Annotated in this window: 19 protein-coding genes; 7 read left to right on the top strand and 12 right to left on the bottom strand. The window is 49.7% G+C overall.

Features of this window, described 5'->3' with window-relative positions:
- Positions 1–13 precede the first annotated feature (13 nt).
- From fabG to HRU73_RS02095, 6 genes are all read left to right on the top strand, one after another.
- On the top strand, positions 14–757 hold the full coding sequence (fabG, locus tag HRU73_RS02120) for a 3-oxoacyl-ACP reductase FabG (RefSeq protein ID WP_011112205.1): 744 nt from the start codon (positions 14–16) through the stop codon (positions 755–757).
- A gap of 7 nt (positions 758–764) precedes the next feature.
- The gene (locus HRU73_RS02115) at positions 765–938 is read left to right on the top strand and encodes a hypothetical protein (RefSeq protein ID WP_281870882.1); all 174 of its coding nucleotides are present in this window, start codon (positions 765–767) and stop codon (positions 936–938) included.
- Positions 931–1,170 (top strand): acyl carrier protein, encoded by a 240-nt coding sequence (gene acpP / locus HRU73_RS02110; RefSeq protein ID WP_086935149.1) that lies wholly within the window; start codon positions 931–933, stop codon positions 1,168–1,170. Before HRU73_RS02115 ends, acpP begins: the two co-directional genes overlap by 8 nt.
- Positions 1,171–1,203: 33 nt before the next feature.
- Positions 1,204–2,445, top strand: a complete 1,242-nt coding sequence (fabF, locus tag HRU73_RS02105) for a beta-ketoacyl-ACP synthase II (RefSeq protein WP_276678440.1) — start codon at positions 1,204–1,206, stop codon at positions 2,443–2,445.
- A 127-nt stretch (positions 2,446–2,572) separates the two neighbouring features.
- Positions 2,573–3,604: an endolytic transglycosylase MltG gene (gene mltG / locus HRU73_RS02100; RefSeq protein WP_287399251.1), complete on the top strand. Its 1,032-nt coding sequence runs from the start codon at positions 2,573–2,575 to the stop codon at positions 3,602–3,604.
- A 90-nt stretch (positions 3,605–3,694) separates the two neighbouring features.
- Positions 3,695–6,373 (top strand): glycosyltransferase family 39 protein, encoded by a 2,679-nt coding sequence (locus tag HRU73_RS02095; RefSeq protein WP_287399250.1) that lies wholly within the window; start codon positions 3,695–3,697, stop codon positions 6,371–6,373.
- On the opposite strand, the gene HRU73_RS02090 is transcribed toward HRU73_RS02095, so the two are convergent.
- The 6 genes from HRU73_RS02090 to HRU73_RS02065 all read right to left on the bottom strand — a co-directional run bounded on the left by HRU73_RS02090 (position 6,327) and on the right by HRU73_RS02065 (position 12,539).
- Complete coding sequence (locus tag HRU73_RS02090; RefSeq protein WP_276678443.1) at positions 6,327–7,121, bottom strand: ZIP family metal transporter; 795 nt, start codon at positions 7,119–7,121, stop codon at positions 6,327–6,329. The genes HRU73_RS02095 and HRU73_RS02090 overlap by 47 nt on opposite strands.
- A gap of 192 nt (positions 7,122–7,313) precedes the next feature.
- Positions 7,314–8,078 (bottom strand): peptidoglycan editing factor PgeF, encoded by a 765-nt coding sequence (gene pgeF, locus HRU73_RS02085; protein WP_287399249.1) that lies wholly within the window; start codon positions 8,076–8,078, stop codon positions 7,314–7,316.
- A 67-nt stretch (positions 8,079–8,145) separates the two neighbouring features.
- The gene (spt, locus tag HRU73_RS02080) at positions 8,146–9,330 is read right to left on the bottom strand and encodes a serine palmitoyltransferase (protein WP_287399248.1); all 1,185 of its coding nucleotides are present in this window, start codon (positions 9,328–9,330) and stop codon (positions 8,146–8,148) included.
- Positions 9,327–9,584, bottom strand: a complete 258-nt coding sequence (locus HRU73_RS02075; RefSeq protein WP_287399247.1) for an acyl carrier protein — start codon at positions 9,582–9,584, stop codon at positions 9,327–9,329. Before HRU73_RS02075 ends, spt begins: the two co-directional genes overlap by 4 nt.
- A 144-nt stretch (positions 9,585–9,728) precedes the next feature.
- Entirely contained in the window at positions 9,729–10,649 is a 921-nt protein-coding gene (locus tag HRU73_RS02070; protein WP_287399245.1) for an NAD-dependent epimerase/dehydratase family protein, read from the bottom strand.
- A gap of 78 nt (positions 10,650–10,727) precedes the next feature.
- Complete coding sequence (locus HRU73_RS02065) at positions 10,728–12,539, bottom strand: fatty acyl-AMP ligase (protein WP_234989031.1); 1,812 nt, start codon at positions 12,537–12,539, stop codon at positions 10,728–10,730.
- A 411-nt stretch (positions 12,540–12,950) separates the two neighbouring features.
- Here HRU73_RS02065 and HRU73_RS02060 point away from each other — a divergent pair, with 411 nt between their 5' ends.
- Positions 12,951–13,931 carry a L,D-transpeptidase family protein gene (locus tag HRU73_RS02060; RefSeq protein ID WP_276678453.1) on the top strand — a complete coding sequence of 327 codons (981 nt, stop codon included), beginning with the start codon at positions 12,951–12,953 and terminating at the stop codon, positions 13,929–13,931.
- 3 nt (positions 13,932–13,934) lie between these two features.
- Here HRU73_RS02060 and greA read toward each other — a convergent pair whose 3' ends face one another.
- From greA to HRU73_RS02030, 6 genes are all read right to left on the bottom strand, one after another.
- Complete coding sequence (greA, locus tag HRU73_RS02055; RefSeq protein ID WP_041356798.1) at positions 13,935–14,411, bottom strand: transcription elongation factor GreA; 477 nt, start codon at positions 14,409–14,411, stop codon at positions 13,935–13,937.
- 179 nt (positions 14,412–14,590) lie between these two features.
- Positions 14,591–17,788, bottom strand: coding sequence for a carbamoyl-phosphate synthase large subunit (carB, locus tag HRU73_RS02050; protein ID WP_287399244.1), 3,198 nt, complete (start codon positions 17,786–17,788; stop codon positions 14,591–14,593).
- Between the two features lie 24 nt (positions 17,789–17,812).
- The gene (gene carA / locus HRU73_RS02045) at positions 17,813–18,964 is read right to left on the bottom strand and encodes a glutamine-hydrolyzing carbamoyl-phosphate synthase small subunit (protein WP_011112219.1); all 1,152 of its coding nucleotides are present in this window, start codon (positions 18,962–18,964) and stop codon (positions 17,813–17,815) included.
- A gap of 299 nt (positions 18,965–19,263) precedes the next feature.
- The gene (locus HRU73_RS02040) at positions 19,264–21,369 is read right to left on the bottom strand and encodes a M3 family metallopeptidase (RefSeq protein WP_287399242.1); all 2,106 of its coding nucleotides are present in this window, start codon (positions 21,367–21,369) and stop codon (positions 19,264–19,266) included.
- 119 nt (positions 21,370–21,488) lie between these two features.
- Positions 21,489–22,760, bottom strand: a complete 1,272-nt coding sequence (locus tag HRU73_RS02035) for a dihydroorotase (protein ID WP_287399240.1) — start codon at positions 22,758–22,760, stop codon at positions 21,489–21,491.
- A 1-nt stretch (position 22,761) separates the two neighbouring features.
- Positions 22,762–23,712 carry an aspartate carbamoyltransferase catalytic subunit gene (locus tag HRU73_RS02030; RefSeq protein WP_011112222.1) on the bottom strand — a complete coding sequence of 317 codons (951 nt, stop codon included), beginning with the start codon at positions 23,710–23,712 and terminating at the stop codon, positions 22,762–22,764.
- Positions 23,713–23,845 lie beyond the last annotated feature (133 nt).

Genomic DNA, 23,845 nt, shown 5'->3' with positions numbered 1-23,845 from the left:
CACAAATTCTCGGATGCTACTGGAACATAAAATCGCACTGGTAACGGGCGCAAGCCGTGGAATCGGCAAAGCTATCGCACTTGAGCTGGGAAAGCATGGCGCTACCGTCATCGGAACCGCCACTTCCGAAACTGGAGCCGGCCATATCAGTCAGTATCTCAGCGAAGCTCGCATTTCGGGGATGGGGCTGATCATGGATGTCAGCAACATCGAGCATATCAAGAGTGGTATTGAGACCATACAACAATCACTGGGAGATGTTGCAATACTGATCAACAACGCCGGTATCACACGAGACAACCTGCTGGCCCGCATGAAGGATGATGAATGGGATAACGTTATCCAGACCGATTTGAAATCCGTGTTCTGTCTCAGTCGTGCCGTACTGCGCACCATGATGAAAGCACGCAGCGGTCGGATCATCAATATCTCATCAGTAGTGGGCGCAACCGGAAATCCTGGACAAACCAACTATGCAGCGGCCAAGGCCGGGATGATCGGTTTCAGCAAGTCACTCGCAAAAGAAATTGGCAGCAGAAACATCACTGTGAACTGTGTAGCTCCAGGCTTTATCGATACCGATATGACCCGTTCTCTTTCGCCAGATCAACAACAATCACTGATTCAGCATATCCCTCTCGGAAGATTCGGGCGCCCTGAAGATGTCGCTGCGGCTGTCGTTTTTCTGGCTTCTCCGGCAGCAGACTATATTACTGGAGCCACACTTCACGTCAATGGCGGAATGTATATGGAGTGAGCGGGTTATGGACATTTTTATCCAGGCCCTCTCAAAACCGGGAAAGGTTCAATATTTTTTGCAGCAACAAAAAGTGCTTTACTTGCAGAACTGGGCAGGTATTGCCGGTAGTTTGAAATTTGTTAAACTTGTGAGAGTTTCTTTACCTGAAAAGGATGGGTGTATCAATGGAAATTACTGAAATAGAGCAGCGCATCAAAAAAATCGTAGCCGAGCAATTGGGCGTCAACGAATCAGATGTCAAAAATGAATCTTCCTTTGTCAGCGATCTGGGTGCAGATTCACTGGATACTGTTGAGCTGGTCATGGCGCTCGAAGAAGAGTTCGAATGCGAAATTCCTGATGAGCAAGCTGAAAAAATCAATACGGTTCAGGAAGCGATCGATTTCGTAGCAGCCAACGCAGCTCAGTAAAAACAGTTTTTTCAATGATTCATTGGAGTCGTTTTGTCCAAACGTAAAGTAGCCATTACCGGGTTAGGCATAATTTCACCCGTCGGCAATACGGTTTCTGAAGCATGGGAAAACGTCATTGCCGGAAAATCCGGTATTACACGAATCACGCGCTTCGATGCATCAGACTTTTCCTCGAAAATTGCAGGAGAAGTCAACGGATTCGACATAACAGAGTACCTCTCCGCCAAAGAAGCGCGCCGTATGGATATATTTATCCAGTACGGAATGGCGGCTGCCATCCAGGCTATCAGAGATGCCGGCATCAGTGATGTAAGCGGGTTCAACGCAGATCGTATTGGTGTGAACATCGGCTCCGGGATCGGCGGCCTGCCCATGATTGAAAATACCGATGCTGCCTATCATGCTGGCGGCCCCCGGAAAATCTCCCCCTTCTTCATCCCCAGTACCATCATCAACATGGTAGCCGGTAATCTGTCTATCATGTTCGGGTACAAAGGGCCCAATCTTGCCATCGTTACTGCTTGTACAACTGCCACGCACTGTATAGGTAGCTCTGCCAGAATGATCGAATATGGCGATGCTGATATCATGGTCTGTGGGGGTACGGAATCATGTGTTACACCACTTGCTGTCGGTGGATTTGCTTCAGCACGTGCCTTGTCATCGAACAATGATGACCCGGCGGCAGCAAGTCGACCATGGGATCTCAAAAGAGATGGATTCGTTCTGGGAGAAGGAGCAGGTATTCTCGTTCTGGAAGAGATGGAGCATGCCAGAAAACGTGGTGCAAAGATTTATGCGGAACTGGCCGGATTCGGTATGAGTGCAGATGCTCATCACATGACTGCACCCTGTGAAGATGGAGAAGGCGCAGCCCGTTGCATGACAAATGCATTATCTGATGCGCAAATTCACGCTGATGAGCTCCATTACATCAATGCACACGGAACATCGACTCCATTAGGAGATATTGCAGAAACGATTGCAGTCAAGCGCTGCTTTGGTGAACATGCAAAAAATCTGGCAGTCAGCTCCACCAAATCGATGACCGGGCATTTATTGGGTGCTGCAGGAGGTGTAGAAGCAATTTTTTCTGCTTTGGCTGTTTATCACCAGATTGCCCCTCCCACTATCAATCTCGATGACCCGGATCCTGCATGCGATCTGGATTATGTGCCCAACAATGCCAGAGAAATGAAAATTGATGCAGCTCTGTCGAACTCGTTCGGGTTTGGCGGAACTAATGGCACACTAGTCTTCAGAAAAATCTGAATATCATTTCCGGAATTTTCGGAATATGTTATTTGGAAATAATCGAATTCCAGATTGGGATGACTGGTTATGCTTTCTCCGGGGTGTAAAGGCATAACCAGTTGAGCGAACATCCGAGTGTGCTGACATGCCTAAATCAACACGTTTTCTGAAACTCACCAGTTTCGTTCTTATTGTCATTCTGGTTGGCAGTACGCTGTTTTCAGTATGGTTCTATCGACTGGCTACAACTCCGTTGAATCTCCCTGCAGTACCCAGTGAATTTTCAATTGAGCCCGGAAGTGGATTACGCCGTATTGCCGAACAATTGGCCGAAGCAGGTATCCTTTCCAATGAATGGTCTTTCATATTGCTTGCCCATATCACCGGATACAACGCATCACTCAAGGCTGGGGATTATCAGCTTACCGAGAAGCTGTCACCGTTAGACCTGCTGAAATATCTCACCCGTGGAAAGGTCAGGCAATATGCGATCACCTTTCTTGAAGGATGGACCTTTTCTCAATTCAGAAAAGCTCTGGACGAACATCCTGCTCTCCGGCATGACTCCGACAAACTCAACGACTCAGAATTACTGCGCGCAATCGGAGCAAAAGAATCTCATGCTGAAGGTCTTTTCTTCCCGGATACTTACTTCTTTACCCGAAACAGCAGTGATCTGACCATTCTGAAACGTGCCTACCAGGCCATGCAGCAGCACCTCGAAACAGTGTGGCTTGCACGACAGGAATTTCTCCCGTTAAAAGATCAGTATGATGGCCTGATTCTGGCTTCGATCATAGAAAAAGAAACCGGAGCAGATAATGAGCGCACCCAGATTGCTGGTGTATTCATCAACCGTCTGCGTCACAATATGAAACTCCAGACTGACCCGACTGTAATCTACGGGATGGGTAACAAATTTGATGGAAACCTGCGCAAGATCGATCTTCAAACCGACCATGAATATAATACTTATACTCGCTTCGGCCTGCCGCCCACTCCCATTGCCATGCCAGGCCTGGCTTCCATCCGGGCAGCCTTTAATCCTGCAATTACTGATGAACTTTATTTTGTTGCCAGAGGTGACGGAACTTCCCACTTCTCATCCACACTTGAAGAGCATAATCGTGCCGTCCTGAAATATCAGAAATCATCCATAAAGCATTCTGTCCATTAACAGCGAACCTCCTGCCAATGCACTGTTCATCCTGGAGAAAACGCCCCAGTTCCTGATCACCAGGGCTGCGGGGAGCAACCTGAGCTTAACATGTCATTTTCACTCATTATTCCCACCCTGAACGAAGCTGAAAATATCGATCCGCTGTTATCAGGCATTTTTTCTCTTGATACTCTGGGAAGCCAGTTCGAAGTCATTATCGTGGACGATGGTTCTACTGACGGCACGCCTGACAAAGTCAGACAATGGCAAAACACGCATAACGTGCGTCTGATCGAGAGACACACACAACCTGATCTGACCGCTTCCATTCTCGATGGAACAGCGGTCGCCAGGCATGAAATCATTGCCGTCATGGATGCTGATCTGAGCCACCCGCCGGACAAACTGGCCGCACTGATCCAGCCGATACTGGATGGTACCCATGACATCACCATCGGCAGTCGGTATATCGCTGGCGGCAATACTGTTGGCTGGCCCTTTTACCGGCTCTGGCTGTCACGAGCCGGTGGCTGGCTCGCACGCATCATTTGCGATGTAAATGATGCAACTTCCGGTTTTTTTGCTTTCCGGCGGGAATTGATCGGAAACATCACAAAAAATGCTCGCGGCTACAAGATCCTGCTGGAATTGCTGATGACCGGACAAGGCCGGTTGCGTGTAAAGGAAATACCCATCAGTTTCCGCGATCGGCTGCATGGCAATTCCAAACTTTCCCTCACCCACCATCTTGTTTATTTACTGCAACTCATCACCCTGGCGGGAGGAACCGTCTCATTCCACACAGCCAGCCGCTTTGCCATTGTCGGATTTCTGGGAGTCTTCGTCGACGTCCTGATTTTTCAGTGGATGACCGGGCACGGAGCCAGCCTGGCTTCGGCACATATTTCCAGTTTCATTGCTGCCGCCAGCTTCAACTACACCATAAATTCAAAATGGTCGTTCCGGCTGCATCACGCGGGTCATCTGCATTGGCAGCAATTCATCCGTTTCCTGACAGTTGGTGTATTTGCACTGCTTCTGAGAGGCGCTATCCTGGCCTGGCTGGTCTATACTTGGGGTATATCTGCTGAATGGGCAATTTTCCCTGCCATCCTGACAACAGCAATGGTGAACTACCTCGGCTCTGCTTTTTATGTATTCCCTCGGACAGAGCCCCCTGTTTCCACTGACACACGGTGGCGCGTTGCCTCTGTGGGGATTGTCTGTTTTGTCATCCTGTTACGCCTGGCCTACATGGATGTAGCGCAACTGATACCTGATGAAGCCTATTACTGGCAGTATGCACAACACATAGATCTGAGCTTTTTCGATCACCCCCCGATGGTTGCCTGGTTGATCTGGCTGGGAACCACGCTGGCTGGCCATAATGAGTTCGGAGTCAGAATCGGTGCTTTCCTGTGCGGATTGATTGCAATGGCTTATGTATTCGCACTTGCGCGCAACCTTTACGACAAACCCACTGCCATGCGTTCGGTACTGCTGTTTGCCATCGTACCATTCGGTTTTGCAACAGGGCTGGCAATGACACCGGATGCTCCACTGATTGCAGCCTGGGCTGCCACACTCTATTACATGGAACGCGCCTTGCTTGCCAATCAGAGCCAGGCATGGCTTGGAGTCGGCATTGCTTTCGGGCTGGGGATTTTATCCAAATATACGCTTGGTCTGCTTGGCATCGCCGCATTGATTTATGCTGTCCTGGATCCTGTTGCGCGCCGTTGGTTGCTCCGTCCTCACCCTTATCTCGCTATATTGATTGCACTGATCCTGTTCAGTCCGGTAATTATCTGGAACATGGAAAATGACTGGGCTTCCTTCCTGTTCCAGACTGGCAGAGTCGGGAATACACAACATACGTTTGCCACACATCTATTGATACTCCAGATTGCAACCGTACTTACCCCGGTTGGACTGATTGCTGCTGTATTTGCGTTACGATCCATTTCCCTGAGTTACCGTCAGGCTCCCCGAAAATATCTCTTCATCAGCGTATTCACCGGGACTCCCTTGCTGGTTTTCCTGGCAATCAGCACTTTCGATCCTCTGCGTTTTCACTGGACCAGCCCCCTCTGGCTGGCACTGATACCTACCATGGCCTGGATGATCGGCCAGAATGATGTGCCCATGGGCCTCTCTGCGCGACTTCGTGCTGCCTGGCAACCGATGATCGTCCTGTCATTACTGACTTATGCCTTCATCCTGCATTACGTCACACTGGGAATACCAGGATTACCTTACCAGTTCCTGAGCGAGCATTATTTCTGGAAAGAAGCTACAGCAGAAGTCGAGAAAATTGCTGATGAAATCAGGCAAACAACGGGAGAAATGCCAATCGTGATCGGAATGAGCAAGTGGTCGACCGCCAGTGCACTTGCATTTTATAAGGACACGCCTGCCCTGGATATCCGGTCACGCAACCTGTTTGGTCAACACGCCGCCATGTACAGCTTCTGGAATCGTGTCGAACCTCCTTCTGATCAACCGATACTACTGATCGGGATGAAACAGCAGGCATTGGAATCCAGTAATGCAACGGGAAATTTTGAGAACAGGTTAATCAATCTGGGAAAGATACATTCTCGCTCCATCTATCGACACGATGGCGTTTTATTGCGGACACTTTATTACAGGGTGGCTGCAGGATATCGTGGCAACTTCAACCCACAACCAACGCCAGCCGATGCAAGAACCAGGCAATATTCACCTGAGATTGTCAGGTTCAATGGTTATGACCAAAGAGCAACCCTATCAGCCATATCGTACTGATTCCCAAGATGATGAGTGTGACCTGCTGAATGGTCGCTCTGATTTCCGGCCGTTTATGCAGACTGGGGATCAGATCGGACATCGCTACGTATATCATGCTTGCCGCAGCAATAGCGAGTATGGGCGCTATCATGTGATCCAGCTGGTATAGCATGAAATAACCCAGCAACCCGCCAAACAGTGTCGCCGCACCTGATAACAGATTGAGCCAGAGGGCACGCGCCCGGGTAAAACCCGAATTGAGCAAAATGATGAAATCTCCTGCCTCCTGCGGAATTTCGTGTGCAGTAATGGCAATGGCCGTAACGATTCCGAGTTGAATATCCGCCATAAAAGCCGTTGCAATCAGGATACCATCTACAAAATTATGAAAGGTGTCACCCAACACGATCATCATGCCACTGCGACCATGATCGTGGACATCTGATGACTTTATCTGTATAGCGGGTTCATGCGCCTCACATTCCGATAAATGACAATGGCGCCATAACAAAAGCTTTTCCAGAATAAAGAAAATAAGAATACCAAGCAGCAGGATCAACGTCAGTTGCTTGGGAGACTCTGTGAGCTCAAGTGCCTCAGGCAATGCATTCAGAAATGCTGCACCAAGAAGTGCGCCGATCGCGTAGGAAATTAATACAGAAATCCACTTATTACTGTGGACATTCAGGGCAAATAGTGCTGCCAGTCCAATACTCAGTAAACCACTGGCTAGGCTGGCAAAAATGATCCAGGCTAATACTGGCATAAGTTACGTACCCAGGATAATCAGAAACAGACAGAAACTACACACATGATTACTTACGGATCGCAGTACAGACAGGAAAGGATAAGATAAGAGGCTAATAACGATTTCCAGCTGAACTGAATTACATCAAGGAAGGCAATGGGGAAGGGAGTATTATTTATCGTACTCAGCCGGCAAACATTAACGGCGCAGTCACTGCATACCCGCAGGCTGCGTCATCCATAATAAACCGGCCATTCTTCCTGTTTTTCCATCACGGCGATAGGAATAAAATTGTTCAGGATTGCTGAACGTACATAAATCACCACCATAAACCTGATTTACCCCGGCATGAGATAGCCTCTGACGCGCCAGATCAAAGAGATTTGCATACCATTTTCCAGCCTTCTTGCCAGGCAAGAACGCACATGCTGCCCGGTGATCGTACTGAGTAAATACCTCTCGCACTTCGTCTCCGACTTCAAAGTGCCGTGAGCTGATTGCCGGGCCCAGCCATGCAATTATCCGATCGCTACTACTGAACCTGCGTAACTCTCTGACCGTATTTTCGATAACACCTCCGGCCAGTCCGCGCCAGCCCGCGTGGGCAACACCCACGACACTGCCAGCCATATCACACAATAAAACCGGCAAACAATCTGCCACCAGAACCGCACACACCACACCAGGGCGACGGCTCATCGCGGCATCGGCTTCAAGTTCAAGTGTTTCATTACTGGAATCCACCCAGACTGGCTGTGAACCATGGACCTGTGTCAGCCAGCGAGGATGATCAGGCAGATATTGACGCAGTTGGTTACGGTTTTGTTGAACAATCAGCGGATCATCATCGACATGGCTTGCCAAATTCAGACCGGCATAAATTCCCTTGTTCTCAGCAGCCCCAATATTCCGGGTAGTAAACATGGCGTCAACATTCGCAGGAGCAGGCCAATCTGGCACAATCCAGTCAATCACAGGTAAGAACCTTTATCATCCAGCGACTCTTATGAGCGTAAGCCTAGTGGTAACCACATCTGCTCACTTACGCTACGATAGGATGCAGTTTAGAAAAAACATCACACACCTGATCAATCTGTTCAGTCGTATGGGCTGCATTGATGCTACAACGCACCAGTGACTTTCCTTCCGGTGCAGCAGGGGGCAATACCAGATTCACATAAATATCGTGCTCCATCAGTCCATTCCACAGTGTAAGTGCCTGCTTGGGATTATCAAGCAAGATGGCCACGATGGGGCCGGGTTGCGGACCGAGACGATATCCGCTCTTTTCAAGGCTGGAATAAAGCCGATGAGCATTCTGCCACAGACGTTCACGTAATAAACGCCCCTCTTGCAACAGTTTCAAAGCAGCACGTGTGGAAGCAATAGTTGCCGGTGAAGGAGAAGCAGTGAATATATAGGGATGGCTTACATACCGGAGCTGGTCAAGCTGAGGGTGATTGCTGACACAAAAACCACCGATACCACATAAACTCTTACTGAAAGTTCCAGTTATGAAGTCGATCTCATCATTCATCCCGGTTTTCTCCACTAACCCCTGACCGGTTTCTCCCAGAACACCGAGTGAATGAGCTTCATCGAGCAGTAAAGTGCTCTGATAGGTATTTTTTATTTGCACAATCTCAGCCAAAGGAGCCTGATCTCCTAGCATGCTGTAAATACCCTCGATAATGATCAGTGTATTTCGACTGCGATCACCCAACCGACGAAGCCGTTTTTCAAGATCAGCCGGATCGTTATGCCGGAAGCGAATGATATCCGCCCCACTCAAAATACAGCCATCATAAATACTGGCATGGGCATCCCCGTCGATCAGCACGACATCACCCGCCCCTACCAATCCAGAAATCGTTCCTAAATTAGCCTGATAACCTGTTGTAAAAACAATACATTCACGATATTTATAAAATTCTGCAAACTCACGCTCCAGTGCTCGATGACCATAGTAATTGCCATTGGCCATGCGCGAACCGGTGGTACCGGTACCTTCCTGATCAATGGCCTGATGAGCGGCTTCTCTGCATTCTGGTGCGAAACTGAGCCCGAGGTAATTGTTGGTTCCCAGCATCAATACACGACGTTTGCCGATTCTTGCTTCGGTTGCCGAGTAGGATTCTTCTATAGGAATGCCAAAAGCCCCAATACCTTCGGGTAATTGTGCTTTCCTTGCCGCTGCGGCTGCATCAAGTTTTTCCAGCAGACTCATTGTGATAATGATTTTATTTTGTAGATCAGATTGGCGAGGTCCTGTACCGTCAGAACATCTACGAGTGTGTTCAGTGGAACGGATATATCAAACTGATCCTCGATTTCCATCACTAGATTCAACAGTTTGACCGAATCAATCGCTAAATGCGTGATGAGGTTCGTTTCCGGAGATACTTCCGCTTCAATCTCCGTAAAATTTGCCAGGCGCTGGCAAAGCAGTGCTGTAATTTGCTCTTGAGTTACTTCAGACATGAGATCAATCCCTGAACAGTTCATATCGACAAATCATTCCCGGATCAGGGAATATGAAAATACCCGGTATCAAAACAGAAGTGATACCCGCGAAAGCAATATATTGTCGACGAACATTTGGAATGCTTCAAGAATAAATATCCGTTACATTCTGACAAGCAGGGGCAACACCGTTTCCAGTTTAGTTACCGGAGACCAGCCAGCCAGTTCTCTCTTCAGAGAAGAAATATCGCACGTCCAGTCTGGATGCTGAAATTCCATCACTTTGCCCGGTGTCAGTATCGGAGCATAATTCAGGAGGTGCGCCAGCCATAAATTAAAACGGGCCAGCATACGTATACCGCCCAAAGGTATCTGGAGACAATGCACCGGCCTGCTCAAAGCTTGTTCAGCAAGCGCAGCGATGGACGTATAGTCATATCCTCCTGATGTTCCATCATCTATTTCATAAGTACCCTTCACAGGCTGCCCGGCCTCAAGCCAGTTATGAATGGCAGCAACCATATCGTCCACATGTATCAGGCCGAAACGGTTACCAGGATCTCCCGGCACCGGGAGAATACCATAGCGCATCGCCTGAAAAAATGGCTGCATCGCTTTGTCACCCAGACCGTAAACCGCTGCCGGCCTGAATACAGTCGATGCCAGTCCGGAGAATCCCGGGATCAGCTGCTCAGCCTCGAATTTACTCCGTGCATACCAGGAGAGATGGGGTTCACGCGCGGCCAGCGAAGAAATAAATAGGAATCTTGAACAGGAAGGTGCTCCGGAAGCAGCTCTTAATATATTTCTTGTTCCAGTCACGTTGGTTCGGGAAAAATCATCCCAGGATTTTCCTCTGATTGCTCCTGCACAGTGTATAACCGCTTCGGTACCAGAAACGAGGTCACACAATACACTGTCACAATTCATATCTCCACAAATCCATTCTACGAGTGGAAGATCCTGTCTGAAAGGTACTCGCCTGGCCAACGCACGAACCTTCCATCCGGACGCTGCCAGCTTGGCGATAAGAACTCGGCCGATAAACCCTGTGGCGCCCGTTAATGCGACAGTTCTAAACATGAAGCGTACTGAACATGAGAAGGAACTTCCATCTCCTTCTCGTGCGAAGATCTGGCCTTACCGATGGAAACTATGTTATCAGCCAGCGGTATGAATAGTCGTTGCTGCAGTGGGCTGTTCCAGATTTGCGCGCCGCAGGAATCCCTGACGTGCTGCAAAGCGTGACAACTTTCCTGAAGATGTCCGGGGCAATGTATGCGGCGGTACTAACTCAACCAGACAGCTTACCCCGAATGCCATGTATACCATCTGCTGAAGTCTATTGATAAGCGATTGCCGGTCTACTGCCGATGCGAGTCTGCATTCAACAACCAGCACAACCGATGTCGAACCATCCTCATTACTGATTCCAAATGCAGAAGCTTCACGTGCCCTTACTTCCGGCTGTTGTTCAGCCAGCTCTTCCACATCCTGAGCTCGTATATTTCTACCATTGACGATAATGACATCCGTTCGCCGGCCTGTAATATACAAATCATCCTCGAACAGAAAGCCAATATCACCCGTATCCAACCAACCATCCGGTCTGATCGCTCTCGCGGTCTCTTCTGCGTTGTTGAAATACCCGTTCATTACACTCCCCCCCCTGACTAGAATACTTCCCACCGTCATGTGAGGGACCTCATGATCCGTGTCATCGACTATTCTGACTTCATGGCCTGGTAATGGGCGACCACAATTCACGAATTCATTATATTTTCTACCCTCTGCCTGGACTCTCACCGCAATCTTTTTCTCGATCAGGGTTCTGGCATCCACACGCAAACTCCTTGCTCCCCGGCTGATATCAGGGAAAGAGACGGCAAGGGTCGATTCAGCCAACCCGTAGCATGGTAGAAAAGCACGCTCATCGAAACCCGCAGCAGCAAATTTAGCTGCAAAGCTTTTCAATGTATCCATTCGGATCATCTCAGCACCGACACCGGCCGCTCGCCAGCAGCTCAAATCCAGATCAGCCAAATCTGATTCACGGGCACGCAGCGTACATAACTTGAGACCAAATGGTTGGCTGAAAGCAATAGTGCAGCGATTACGACTGATTAACTTAAGCCACTGCAGGGGGCGGACTGCAAAATCCCGGGTTGCCAGATAATCTACAGATAATTGGGCCGCCAAAGGGGCCAATACCAGACCAACCAAGCCCATATCATGATAAAAAGGAAGCCATGAAGCGCATCGGTCACCCAGCCGAACATCAAGACCATTGCAAACGATACCGCGCAAGTTGGTCATCAAAGCTCGCTCGGTAATGACCACCCCTCTTGGCAAACGAGTGCTGCCGGAAGTAAATTGCAGATAGGCGGTTTCATCTGGTGTATTGGGGGAAAACACTACGTCAGCTTCCGGCAGCAAATCAAGCTGTTCAGGTGTACCGCTCCATTTAAGTTCGCTACTTACCAGACTGCCAACCGCCTCATTGAGAAATTCAACGAAATCAAGATTGGCGACTGCAACGCTTGCCTTACTGCTCTCAAGCATACCTCTCAGTTGCTGTACATAGATTGCACGACTGCCAAGATTTACAGGTACCGGCATCGCAAATGGAACAAGGCCTGCAAACCGGCATGCAAAAAACAGCTCGATGAACTCCGGAGTAGTATCGGCAATCAGAGCAACCCGACTGTTACGCGCCAATCCAAGACCGGATAACCGTCTTGCGATTATTTTCGAGTTGGCACACAAGTCTTTGTATGCAAGTACAGATTTTAGATTACCTCTCGAATCGTAGAAATTGTACCCAGTTTCCCCTTGTGCAGCATACTCGAGCGACTCCACCAAAGTTGTAAAATCCGCTCTTTTCTGAGGCGATGAATTAACTGTAGGCGTTGGCACAACGACATCTATTCTGGAAGACAGGGAATTACTTTTTTGTACTGGCGGAACGCCCAACTTGGCTATTGTCGAACTCAAAATCTTCCCCTAGAAATGTTTTCTGGCCAATTTACTGAATGGACTGAACGGATACTGTGATCACTCAACCTGTTTATATAAGCAGCAACCAATCAACCAATAATTCACAGTCTGAGAACCTTACGCTTCCGACAAATGCGTAGTCTCTATTCCATGGTATATATGGGCTGCGAGCTTATAGGAGGGCCCCTTAACTGTCAAGAAAACATTACTTTCTGTTGTTTTATAGCAACAATCACAAAAAAACACCAAACACAATTAGCCTTCGATAATGATTCTTGCTCGCAACAATACTGCTACTTCGTCTGTAAAAAGCTAAAATCATTAGCTTTTGAATTTCATGCCGGATAAAATCATCGGCATTATAAATTGTTCACAACACGATATGAAATGAGGCATAAAGATAAGCAAAAGCCTGGAATCAGTTTATTACTGCTGTTTACGACATTACCAGCAGTGGTCCATGTTTATGCCGGGAGTTGGGTACGTCCGCCCGATGACATTGATATCTTCGGCCAGATGCAAACAGTAACCGCCAGCCGCGAAGAAACGCTACTTGATGTGGCACGCCACTATGGTATCGGCCAGGATGAAATGGTGCTGGCCAACCCCAATACAAACCGCTGGCTGCCTGAAGATGGAGCCGAGGTTGTATTGCCACTGCGTTTTATAATCCCGCAGGCTGAACGAATCGGCCTTGTCATCAATCTGCCGGAAATGCGGCTCTATTATTTTCCCAAACCAGCAAAGGGACAAAAGCCGGAGATCATTACTCATCCTGTCAGTATCGGCAGAATGGATTGGAATACACCACTAGGCAGAACTACCATTGTCAGAAAACAAAAAGACCCGACGTGGACACCGCCCCAATCTCTCAAAGCTGAGGCAATAGCAGAGGGTAAACCTCCATTGTCGGATGTCGTTCCGCCTGGCCCGGATAACCCTCTTGGACGATATGCGCTGTATCTCGGTCTGCCTGGCTATCTCATCCACAGTACCAATAAGCCATTTGGTGTAGGCATGCGTGTCACGCACGGCTGCATGCGTCTGTACCCTGAAGATATCGAAGAACTGTTCAATCTTGTACCTACAGGTACACCAGTACAAATCGTCAACCAGCCTGTCAAGCTGGGGTGGCAGGAAAACCTTTTATTCATCGAACTTCACCCGCCACTGGAAGAAGATGACACCACACCCTATGACTATGAGCAAAAAGTTCATAGTGCAATTGCAGAATTCCTTGAAAAAACAGCCAAAGATCCTGATGGAAGAATGACAAGGAATACCAGAATCAGCCCTGAAGCGCTGGAATCGGCAATTCGGGCCAGAAATGGCATTCCGACCCTGATTTCGGAGAATCTGGAAAATTAGCTCTCAGATATATTTAACATCCAGAATTTCGTATTCTCGAACACCACCAGGTGCCTGAACTTCAGCTATATCCCCCGCATATTTGCCAATCAATGCCCGGGCAATGGGTGAACTGATAGAAATTTTACCCTGTTTGATGTCGGCTTCATCATCCCCTACGATCTGATAAGTCACGGTTGTATTATTGCCCAGATCCATCAGATCGATAGTGGCACCGAATACGCACGCACCATCTGCATTCAGCGTTGCGGGATTGATTATCTGTGCGTTGGACAGTTTACTCTCCAATTCTGCAATACGTCCCTCTATGAACCCTTGCCTTTCTTTTGCAGCATCATATTCGGCATTCTCAGACAGGTCACCGTGGGAACGTGCTTCCGCAATGGCGGCAATGACAGCAGGGCGATGGACCGTTTTCATCTCATGCAACTCTGCGCGCAATTTCTCTGCACCAGCTTGGGTAATGGGAATGGCATTCATAACTTGATTTCTCTTTCCATGGAAAAACAATAAAGCAATATTCATCAAACAACAGACACTCAACGCATCATTCGAATGATGCACGATAGTTGACTGTCTGGCTAAAAAGAGCTCGTAAACAAATACCAATCTCTCCAGATTGGAAGTTCATCAAGCTTGGGAGGGAAGATTATTGTTGCCTAGATGGCAAGATTTTGCAAACGGTAAACCTGCAATTCCTGGCGACTGGCCATACCGGCACAGGCAGCACGCGCACCGGCAATGGTTGTGTAATAAGTAATCCTGGCCTGCAAAGCCACACGCCGGATCGAATAAGAATCACGCACAGCACTACGTTTATTGGCAACTGTATTGATGATCAAGACAATTTCTCCATTCTTGATCATATCCACGATATGCGGCCGGCCTTCAGCCACCTTATTCACAGCAATAACCGGCAATCCAGCCTGCTGCAGAGTTCGAGCCGTACCACGCGTAGCATAAAGTGAAAACCCCAGTTCAACCAGCTTGATAGCGATTGAAACGGCTTCCAGTTTATCACTGTCTCTCACACTGATCAGTACATTACCCGATACCGGCAATTGAACGCCTGCTGCAAGCTGTGATTTGACAAATGCTTCGGCGAAATTTTTACCCACTCCCATCACCTCACCGGTTGATTTCATCTCCGGCCCAAGGATGGTATCCACACCGGAGAACTTAGCAAACGGGAAAACAGCCTCTTTTACCGAAAAATGAGAAGGATAAACTTCTTTGGTGACACCTTGATCAGCCAGTGTCCGGCCTACCATGCAGCGGGCTGCGATTTTAGCCAGTTGCAAACCGGTTGCTTTGGAAACGAAAGGGGCAGTACGCGACGCTCTGGGATTAACCTCCAGTACATAGACAGTGTCATCCTGAATGGCGAACTGAATATTCATCAAACCGTTAACATTCAGCGCATACGCCATGGCCCCGGTCTGCCGACGCAATTCCTCCTGCAAGGAAGCGGAAAGACTAAAAGGAGGCAATGAACAAGCGGAATCACCGGAGTGAACCCCGGCCTGCTCGATATGCTCCATGATTCCGCCGATCAGTACGGCTTTCCCGTCAGAAATGGCATCAACGTCCACTTCGATTGCATTATTCAGGTAATGATCCAGCAGCACGGGAGAATCATTGGACACCTTCACGGCTTCCTGGATATAGCGCTCCAGATCACGCGCCTCATGTACAATTTCCATGGCACGGCCACCCAGCACATAACTTGGTCTGACGACAAGCGGGTAACCGATTTTATCGGCTGCAGCCAACGCTGCTTCTGCAGTACGTGCCGTAAAATTGGGAGGTTGTTTAAGGCCCAACCCCTGCAGCATAGCCTGAAAACGCTCACGATCCTCGGCACAATCGATCATATCCGGACTGGTGCCAATGATGGGCACACCATTGGTCTCCAGCGCACGCGCCAGCTTTAGCGGAGTCTGCCCGCCGTATTGTACGATAACACCGGCCGGTTTCTCTACGGCCGCAATTTCCAGAACATCTTCGAGCGTAAGGGGTTCAAAGTACAATCGATCAGAAACATCGTAATCAGTCGAGACTGTTTCAGGATTACAGTTGACCATGATCGTCTCATACCCGTCTTCACGCAGCGCCAGAGCAGCATGTACACAACAGTAATCGAATTCGATCCCCTGGCCGATGCGATTAGGCCCGCCTCCCAGCACCATGATCTTCTTGTTATCAGTCGGACGCGACTCGCATTCTTCCTCATAAGTCGAGTACATATACGCCGTATGCGTATCAAATTCAGCTGCACAGGTATCCACCCGCTTATAAACCGGGCGCACCCCCTGCTCATGCCGTCTGGCGCGCACCTTATCCTGACTGGTACCAAGCAGTGCAGCCAAACGCTGATCTGAAAAACCACAACGTTTCAAATGGTATAACTCACGCCGATCCAGTATTTCCAGCCGTCTCTCTGAAAGAGCTTGCTCCTGCCTGATCAGATCTTCAATCTGAACCAGAAACCATGAATCAATCCGAGTAAGCGCGTGAATTTCATCAAAAGGGATATTGCAACGGAATGCATCAGCGATATACCACAAACGCTCAGGCCCGGGATGACCCAGCTCGGCCTTGATGATTTCGATATCCGTGGTCTTTTCGTCCAGACCATCCACGCCGCTTTCCAGCCCGCGCAATGCCTTTTGCAGCGATTCCTGGAAGGTGCGTCCAATCGCCATGACCTCGCCTACTGATTTCATCTGTGTAGTCAAACGATCGTTTGCCTGAGGGAATTTCTCGAATGCGAAGCGAGGTACTTTGGTTACGACGTAGTCGATAGTCGGCTCAAACGAAGCCGGGATGATATCACCCGCAATATCGTTGCCCAGTTCATTGAGCGTATAACCGATTGCCAGTTTGGCAGCAACCTTGGCAATCGGGAAGCCTGTTGCTTTCGAAGCCAGTGCAGAAGAACGTGACACCCGTGGATTCATTTCGATCACGAGCATGTTCCCGTTCTCGGGATTAATAGCAAACTGTACGTTGGAGCCGCCTGTTTCCACCCCGATTTCCCGCAGTACCGCGATCGACGCATCACGCATACGCTGGTACTCCTTGTCCGTCAGCGTCTGGGCAGGCGCAACCGTAATCGAATCTCCCGTATGAACTCCCATGGGGTCGACGTTTTCGATGGCACAGACAATGATGCAATTATCCTGTTTGTCGCGGATAACCTCCATCTCATACTCTTTCCAGCCAATGACCGATTCCTCGATCAACAACTCCCGGGTAGGTGAGGCTTCCAGGCCTCGCTCACAGATCTCGATGAACTCTTCCCGGTTATAGGCAATCCCGCCTCCGCTGCCTCCGAGCGTGAAAGAAGGCCGGATAATGGCCGGGTAGCCGATCATTGCCTGAGCCTGCATTGCTTCTTCCATACTGTGTGCCATGGCGGAACGCGCTGATTGCAGGCCGATACGTGTCATTGCCTGCTTGAACTTCTCGCGGTCCTCAGCCTTGTCGATAGCCTCACGGGAAGCGCCGATCAGCACTACACCGTATTTCTCCAGTACGCCATGCCGAACCAGATCCAGGGCACAATTGAGTGCAGTTTGTCCACCCATGGTCGGCAGCAATGCATCCGGCCGTTCGATCTCGATTATTTTTTCAACTGCCTGCCAGGTAATCGGTTCTATATAGGTGGCATCCGTCAGCTCCGGGTCGGTCATGATCGTCGCCGGATTGGAATTGATCAGAATGACGCGATAACCTTCCTCCCGCAGTGCCCGGCAAGCCTGCACACCAGAATAATCGAATTCACATGCCTGGCCGATGACAATCGGCCCGGCGCCAATGATGAGGATAGATTTCAGGTCGGTACGCTTTGGCATGATGACGAAGGTTGTTCTGATGACTCAGGCTGACTGCTTGTTTTTCACTATCCGACTGATGAAACGACTGAATAAATAATTAACGTCTTGCGGGCCCGGGCTGGCTTCAGGATGTCCTTGAAAACATAGAACAGGATGATCCGTCAATTCAAATCCCTGAAGACTTCCATCAAACAATGAATGATGGGTGACGCGCACATTGGCAGGCAGTGTATCGACATCCACTGCAAATCCATGATTCTGGCTGGTGATCATCACCCGGCCACTATCGACATCCAATACCGGATGATTGGCACCATGGTGCCCGAATTTCATCTTGATCGTCCTGGCACCAATCGCCAGTGCAATTATCTGATGACCCAGGCAGATACCGAACACAGGGATTTTGCTTGCCAGTAATGCACGTGCCATATCGATTGCATAATCACAGGCTTCCGGATCTCCAGGACCATTGGAAAGCAGCACACCATCAGGCCGGGCGGCAAGAATTTCATCAATCCGTGTCTGCGCGGGATAAACGGTAACATGACAACCATGCTCGACCAACTTGCGCAGAATCGCACGCTTGACACCAAAATCCAGCACAGCAACCCGGCAGCGGCTCTCGCCCGCAGCTTGATAGCCTGTTTCTGGTGACCATGCGCCTTCACTGAATTCCCATGGCTGACTGCAACTGACCACTCGCGCCAGATCCATTCCCGTCAGACCGGGAAATGCCTGCGCCTGTCGCAATGCTTCGGTTTCATCGATATGACCGGTCATGATACAGCCTGCCTGTGCGCCCTTCGTTCTCAGAATACGCGTAAGTTTGCGTGTATCGACCCCGGCAATCGCCGGCACACCATGCTGTTTGAGAAAATCCGGTAACGTATGACGACTGCGCCAGCTGCTGGTGACGAGTGACAGATCACGAACCACCAGCCCTGCCGCATGAATGATCCTGGAAGCCGTAGTTGATTCAATGTCCTCGTCATTCACACCGGTATTACCGATATGCGGATAAGTCAGCGTAACGATCTGGCGGCAATAAGAAGGGTCAGTGAGAATTTCCTGGTAACCGGTCATGGCCGTATTGAAAGCCACTTCACCGATAGTAATACCTTCTGCACCAATCGAATCTCCGTGAAAAACAGTACCATCAGCCAGAACAAGTACAGCACGCGGACGGTTAGACACAGAACTCCCCAATAATTTTTAATACGATGCAGACGGACAGAAAAAAGCGGCTCAAGATTGACCCTGCACCGCTAAAATCAATTATACGCGAGATACAAAAGCTTTTCCAGAAACGGTTCCGGCTTCTGCGCCCGGTAAAGGTAAAATACTCCTCTGAACCGCCTCATTACCACTCGCTGTTCGTGTGGAGAAAGTGCCATTTTCCATCATCAGGACAGAATATTTTTTCATCGCCTGTAAACAATCCTCTATCCCGCAGACTAACGATCTTCAACAGATGATGACAAGAAATACATTGCTCAGGCTGCCATACCATGATGCCGCAGCAACGCATCAATTTTTGGCTCGCGTCCGCGAAATGCAATGAATGATTCAAGTGCCGGGCGGCTACCACCTACGGCAAGAATTTCATGCCAGAAACGCTCTCCAGTTTTTGCACTGACCACCTGGCCGGCACCATTCTCTTCGAACAGGCTGTAAGCATCGGCAGACAATACTTCCGCCCATTTATAACTGTAATAACCGGCAGCATAACCTCCAGCAAATATATGTCCGAAGCTGTCCGGAAACCGGTTGAACGCGGGTGGAATGATGACGGCAACCCGCTGGCGGATTTTATCCAGACGCTGTAACACGGTTTCACTGCCCTGCGGGTCAAAATCCGTGTGCAAATGCATATCAAACAAGGCAAACTCAATCTGACGCAAAGTCTGAAGGCCGCTCTGGAAGTTCTTGGCTGCGAGCATCTTATCGAATAACGCGCGCGGTAGCGGATTGCCGGTTTCCACATGCGCAGTCATACCACGCAATACTTCCCACTCCCAGCAGAAGTTTTCCATGAACTGGCTGGGCAGTTCAACCGCATCCCACTCGACCCCGTTGATACCGGAAACACCCAGCTCATCCATCCGGGTCAGCAAATGATGCAATCCATGACCAAATTCATGAAACAGCGTAATTACCTCATCATGCGTGAACAATGCCGGGCGCAACTGGCCGTCGATCGTCACGGGTGCCGAAAAATTGCAAGTAAGGTAGGCAACTGGCGCCTGGATTTCGGAACGGCCGATTTCAGGTACCTCAATCTTCCGCCGGGTGATCGCGTCATCCATCCAAGCCCCGCCACGCTTACCGGGGCGGGCATAAAGATCCAGATAGAACTGCCCCAGCAAATTACCATTCGCGTCAGCAATATCGAAAAATTTCACATCCGGATGCCAGCACTGAATGTTACGTGCCGGCTCTGCTTCGCTGATACGTATGCCGTACAGAGTCTCCACCAGTCGGAACATGCCAGGCAATACCTTGTTCTCCGGGAAATATTGCTTGACCTCCTGCTCAGAAAAAGCATAACGCTCGATACGCAGCTTCTCGCTGGCGTAGGCAATATCCCACATTTCGAGTCGATCCAGTTTCAGCTTATCAGCGGCAAACTGCTGCAGCTCTGCCAGATCTCTTTCTGCGTAAGGTCTCGCTTTGGCTGCCAGCTCATTCAGAAAATCCAGCACCTGCTGCGGCGTTTCCGCCATCTTGGGAGTCAGTGACACCTGTGCGTAACAATCGTAACTCAGCAGCCTTGCTTCCTCCTGGCGCAAACGTAGCATCTGTTCGATCAAAGGCATGTTGTCACGATTCACAGTCTGCTCCGGAACAGCTTCAAGCTCACTCGCCCGTGTCACATATGCCCGATACATCCGTTCACGTAAACCGCGGTTATCCGCATACTGCATGACTGGCAGGTAGGAAGGCGCATGCAGAGTAAATTTCCAGCCCGGCACAGTAATCGAAGTATCTTTGGTTGCCGCTTCACGCGCCACCTGCAATACATCCTCCGGAATTCCGGCAAGTTCATCCCGGTTTTCTATAAACAAAGAAAACGCGTTGGTTGCATCCAACAGATTATCGTTGAATTTTGAGCTCAACGCCGACAGTTCTTCCTGAATCTGCATGAATCGGGCTTTATCTTCCAGCGGCAGTTCGGCACCTCCCAAGTGAAAATCACGTAACTGATTGTCCACAATTTTCCTGCGTGCCTGACTTAAATCATTGAATGCCGGATCTGCCCGCAACTGCCGGAATTTCTCAAACAATACTGGATCCTGCGACAACTCGGCATAGTACTGCGTAATACGCGGCAGATTGGCGTTATAGATTTCGCGCAGCTCCGGGTTATTCATGACCGCATTCAAATGCGCTATCTGCCCCCACGCACGCGACAAACGCTCATTCGCATCCACCACCGGCTGCACAAAATCCTGCCAGTCAGGAGATTCTGTCGCATTTTTAACTCTATTCACTACCGCACGGCAGTCGCGCAACAACTCGTCCATGGCAGGCGTGATGTGTTCGTTCCGAATTTCCTCATAGCGAGGAAGCGTGGAAAAATCTAACAGCGGGTTTTTCATATCAGTAATAATTCAGAAAAAGTTTTTGTTATCGATGAATATTCAGAATACCCGGTCTGCCGAATAACCCGGGATTTTAATATGATCTTGACGAAACCAGTGTTTCCCGGGAATTGTTATCAACCATACACGATACGCCCACCAATCAGGGTGAATCGGGTACGCCCGTATAATTCCATTCCGAGAAATGGCGTATTTTTACCTTGGCTTCTCAGTTCGGTGTGACTGACGACCCAGTTTGCATCAGGATCAAAGATACACAAATCAGCCACAGCACCTGCTACCAGCTGCCCGGTCTCGATTCCCAGAATCCGTGCAGGATGGAATGTAATTCTCGTCAGCGCTTCAGGTAATGACAACCTATTTTCCACCGCCCATTTCAGCGTGAGAGGCAACAGCAGCTCCAGCCCGGTGGCACCGCTTTCAGCCTGAGCAAATGGCAACGACTTGGCATCTTCATCTACAGGCGCATGATCCGAACAGATTGCGTCGATCGTTCCGTCCATCAATCCGGCACACAACGCATCCCGGTCTGCCAGGCTTCTGAGTGGCGGCATGAGATGGCAATTTGCATCAAAGAAACCAATATCCATATCGGTCAGATGCACATGGTTGATGGAAACATCACAGGTCAGCGGCAGTCCCTGTCGTTTGGCTGCCCGCACCAGCGCAGTTCCCTCTGCACTGGAAATACGGCAGAGATGTACGCTGGCACCCGTTTCCTTCATCAGTGACAGAATACTGGCCAGTGCAATCGTCTCTGCACACACCGGGATTGCCGGTAAGCCAAGACGGGTGGCAATCTCACCTTCATGGGCCACACCGTGATTGGCCAGATGTATATCCTGAGGACGCAGCCAAACCTTGAAACCAAACGTGGCGGCGTACTGCATGGCTCGCATCAGCACATGCAGATTGGCAATGGGCGCATCGACCTGACTAAATGCGACACAACCGGCATCGTGCAGTTCGACCATTTCAGTCAAACGCGCCCCCTTGAGTCCCTGGGTTAGCGCGCCCACCGGATACACTCGCGCCTGATCGAGATTACGGGCACGATGCTTCAACATCTCCACCAGGCCCGGCTCATCCAATGGCGGATCTGTATCAGGAGGACATGCCAGACTGGTCACCCCTCCTGCTACCGCAGCTTCCAGCTCTGATTCCAGCGTAGCCATATATTCAAGTCCCGGCTCACGCAAGCGTGCTGACAAATCAACCAGACCGGGACATACGATCATTCCACCGGCCTCGATCTCACGATCATCATGAAAACCATCCGGCCGGGAACCGATCGACACGATTTTGCCTTCAGCCAGATACAGATCATCAGTACGATCCATTCCACTGCCGGGATCGATCAGACGACCATTTCGGATATGAATGTGCATATCAATTTCCGGCAAGGATCGACATCACCGCCATGCGGACGGCAATACCAAAGTTTACCTGGGGAAGAATGACGGATTGGGTACCATCCGCCACCTCTGAATCGATTTCCACCCCCCGATTCATCGGGCCGGGATGCATCACGATTGCATCGGACCGGGCAAGCGCCAGCTTCTCCGGTGTCAGTCCATAATATTTGAAATACTCTTCGGTGCTGGGCAAATGTGCTGACTCCATACGCTCATGCTGCAATCGCAACATCATCAGTACATCCACATCTTGCAGACCCTGTACCATATTATGGTAGACATGCACGCCAAGTCGCTCGACTTTGGCCGGCAACAGTGTCTTGGGAGCAATGACACGAATCTCAGGTACACCCAACGTCGTCAGTGCGTGAATCTGCGAACGCGCAACGCGGGAATGCAGAATATCCCCGATAATCGCTACACGCAACGCATGGAAATCCTGCTTATAGCGGCGAATGGTAAACATATCCAGCAATGCTTGTGTGGGGTGTGCATGCCATCCGTCACCCGCATTGATGACATGAATTTCCGGCCTGACATGACGGGCAATCAGATGCGCTGCCCCACTTTGGTTATGACGCACGATAAACATATCCGCATGCATGGCAGACAAATTATCCACCGTATCCAGCAACGTTTCTCCCTTGGTCTGAGATGAAACTGCCATATTGAGATTGATCACATCCGCCGAAAGGCGTTTTGCTGCAATTTCGAAAGTTGTGCGGGTGCGGGTACTCGGCTCAAAAAACAGATTGAATACCGATTTACCCCGGAGCAGGGGAATTTTCTTGACATCACGCTCTGTTACACCGGTGAATGATTCTGCAGTATCGAGAATATGGCGCAAAATCACAGCAGGCAGCCCTTCCGTCGTCAACAGATGCTGCAGCTCACCATTTTTGTTCAGCTGGGGGTGTACGCCCATTACGCAGAGATCCCGCAGGAATTACGACAACACATAGGCTTTAAATATCAGTGAAGAGAACCCATACATAACAACCAAAGCCGGCTGGATAACACCAGCCAAACAGGAAGGCAGCAATCAAATTCCGGATAGC

The sequence above is a fragment of the Nitrosomonas sp. H1_AOB3 genome (genome assembly GCF_015709435.1).
In the GTDB taxonomy this organism is placed as follows: Bacteria; Pseudomonadota; Gammaproteobacteria; order Burkholderiales; family Nitrosomonadaceae; genus Nitrosomonas; species Nitrosomonas europaea.
This window is presented reverse-complemented; position numbering and strand designations above follow the sequence as displayed.

What these genes read in the sequence shown, in the direction of transcription:
- fabG (WP_011112205.1), top strand. Translation starts at nt 14, where the DNA reads ATGCTACTGGAACATAAAATCGCACTGGTAACGGGCGCAAGCCGTGGA.
- HRU73_RS02115 (WP_281870882.1), top strand. Translation starts at nt 765, where the DNA reads ATGGACATTTTTATCCAGGCCCTCTCAAAACCGGGAAAGGTTCAATAT.
- mltG (WP_287399251.1), top strand. Translation starts at nt 2,573, where the DNA reads ATGCCTAAATCAACACGTTTTCTGAAACTCACCAGTTTCGTTCTTATT.
- HRU73_RS02095 (WP_287399250.1), top strand. Translation starts at nt 3,695, where the DNA reads ATGTCATTTTCACTCATTATTCCCACCCTGAACGAAGCTGAAAATATC.
- HRU73_RS02090 (WP_276678443.1), bottom strand. Translation starts at nt 7,121, where the DNA reads ATGCCAGTATTAGCCTGGATCATTTTTGCCAGCCTAGCCAGTGGTTTA.
- spt (WP_287399248.1), bottom strand. Translation starts at nt 9,330, where the DNA reads ATGAGTCTGCTGGAAAAACTTGATGCAGCCGCAGCGGCAAGGAAAGCA.
- HRU73_RS02075 (WP_287399247.1), bottom strand. Translation starts at nt 9,584, where the DNA reads ATGTCTGAAGTAACTCAAGAGCAAATTACAGCACTGCTTTGCCAGCGC.
- HRU73_RS02070 (WP_287399245.1), bottom strand. Translation starts at nt 10,649, where the DNA reads ATGTTTAGAACTGTCGCATTAACGGGCGCCACAGGGTTTATCGGCCGA.
- HRU73_RS02060 (WP_276678453.1), top strand. Translation starts at nt 12,951, where the DNA reads ATGAGGCATAAAGATAAGCAAAAGCCTGGAATCAGTTTATTACTGCTG.
- greA (WP_041356798.1), bottom strand. Translation starts at nt 14,411, where the DNA reads ATGAATGCCATTCCCATTACCCAAGCTGGTGCAGAGAAATTGCGCGCA.
- carB (WP_287399244.1), bottom strand. Translation starts at nt 17,788, where the DNA reads ATGCCAAAGCGTACCGACCTGAAATCTATCCTCATCATTGGCGCCGGG.
- HRU73_RS02040 (WP_287399242.1), bottom strand. Translation starts at nt 21,369, where the DNA reads ATGAAAAACCCGCTGTTAGATTTTTCCACGCTTCCTCGCTATGAGGAA.
- HRU73_RS02035 (WP_287399240.1), bottom strand. Translation starts at nt 22,760, where the DNA reads ATGCACATTCATATCCGAAATGGTCGTCTGATCGATCCCGGCAGTGGA.
- HRU73_RS02030 (WP_011112222.1), bottom strand. Translation starts at nt 23,712, where the DNA reads ATGGGCGTACACCCCCAGCTGAACAAAAATGGTGAGCTGCAGCATCTG.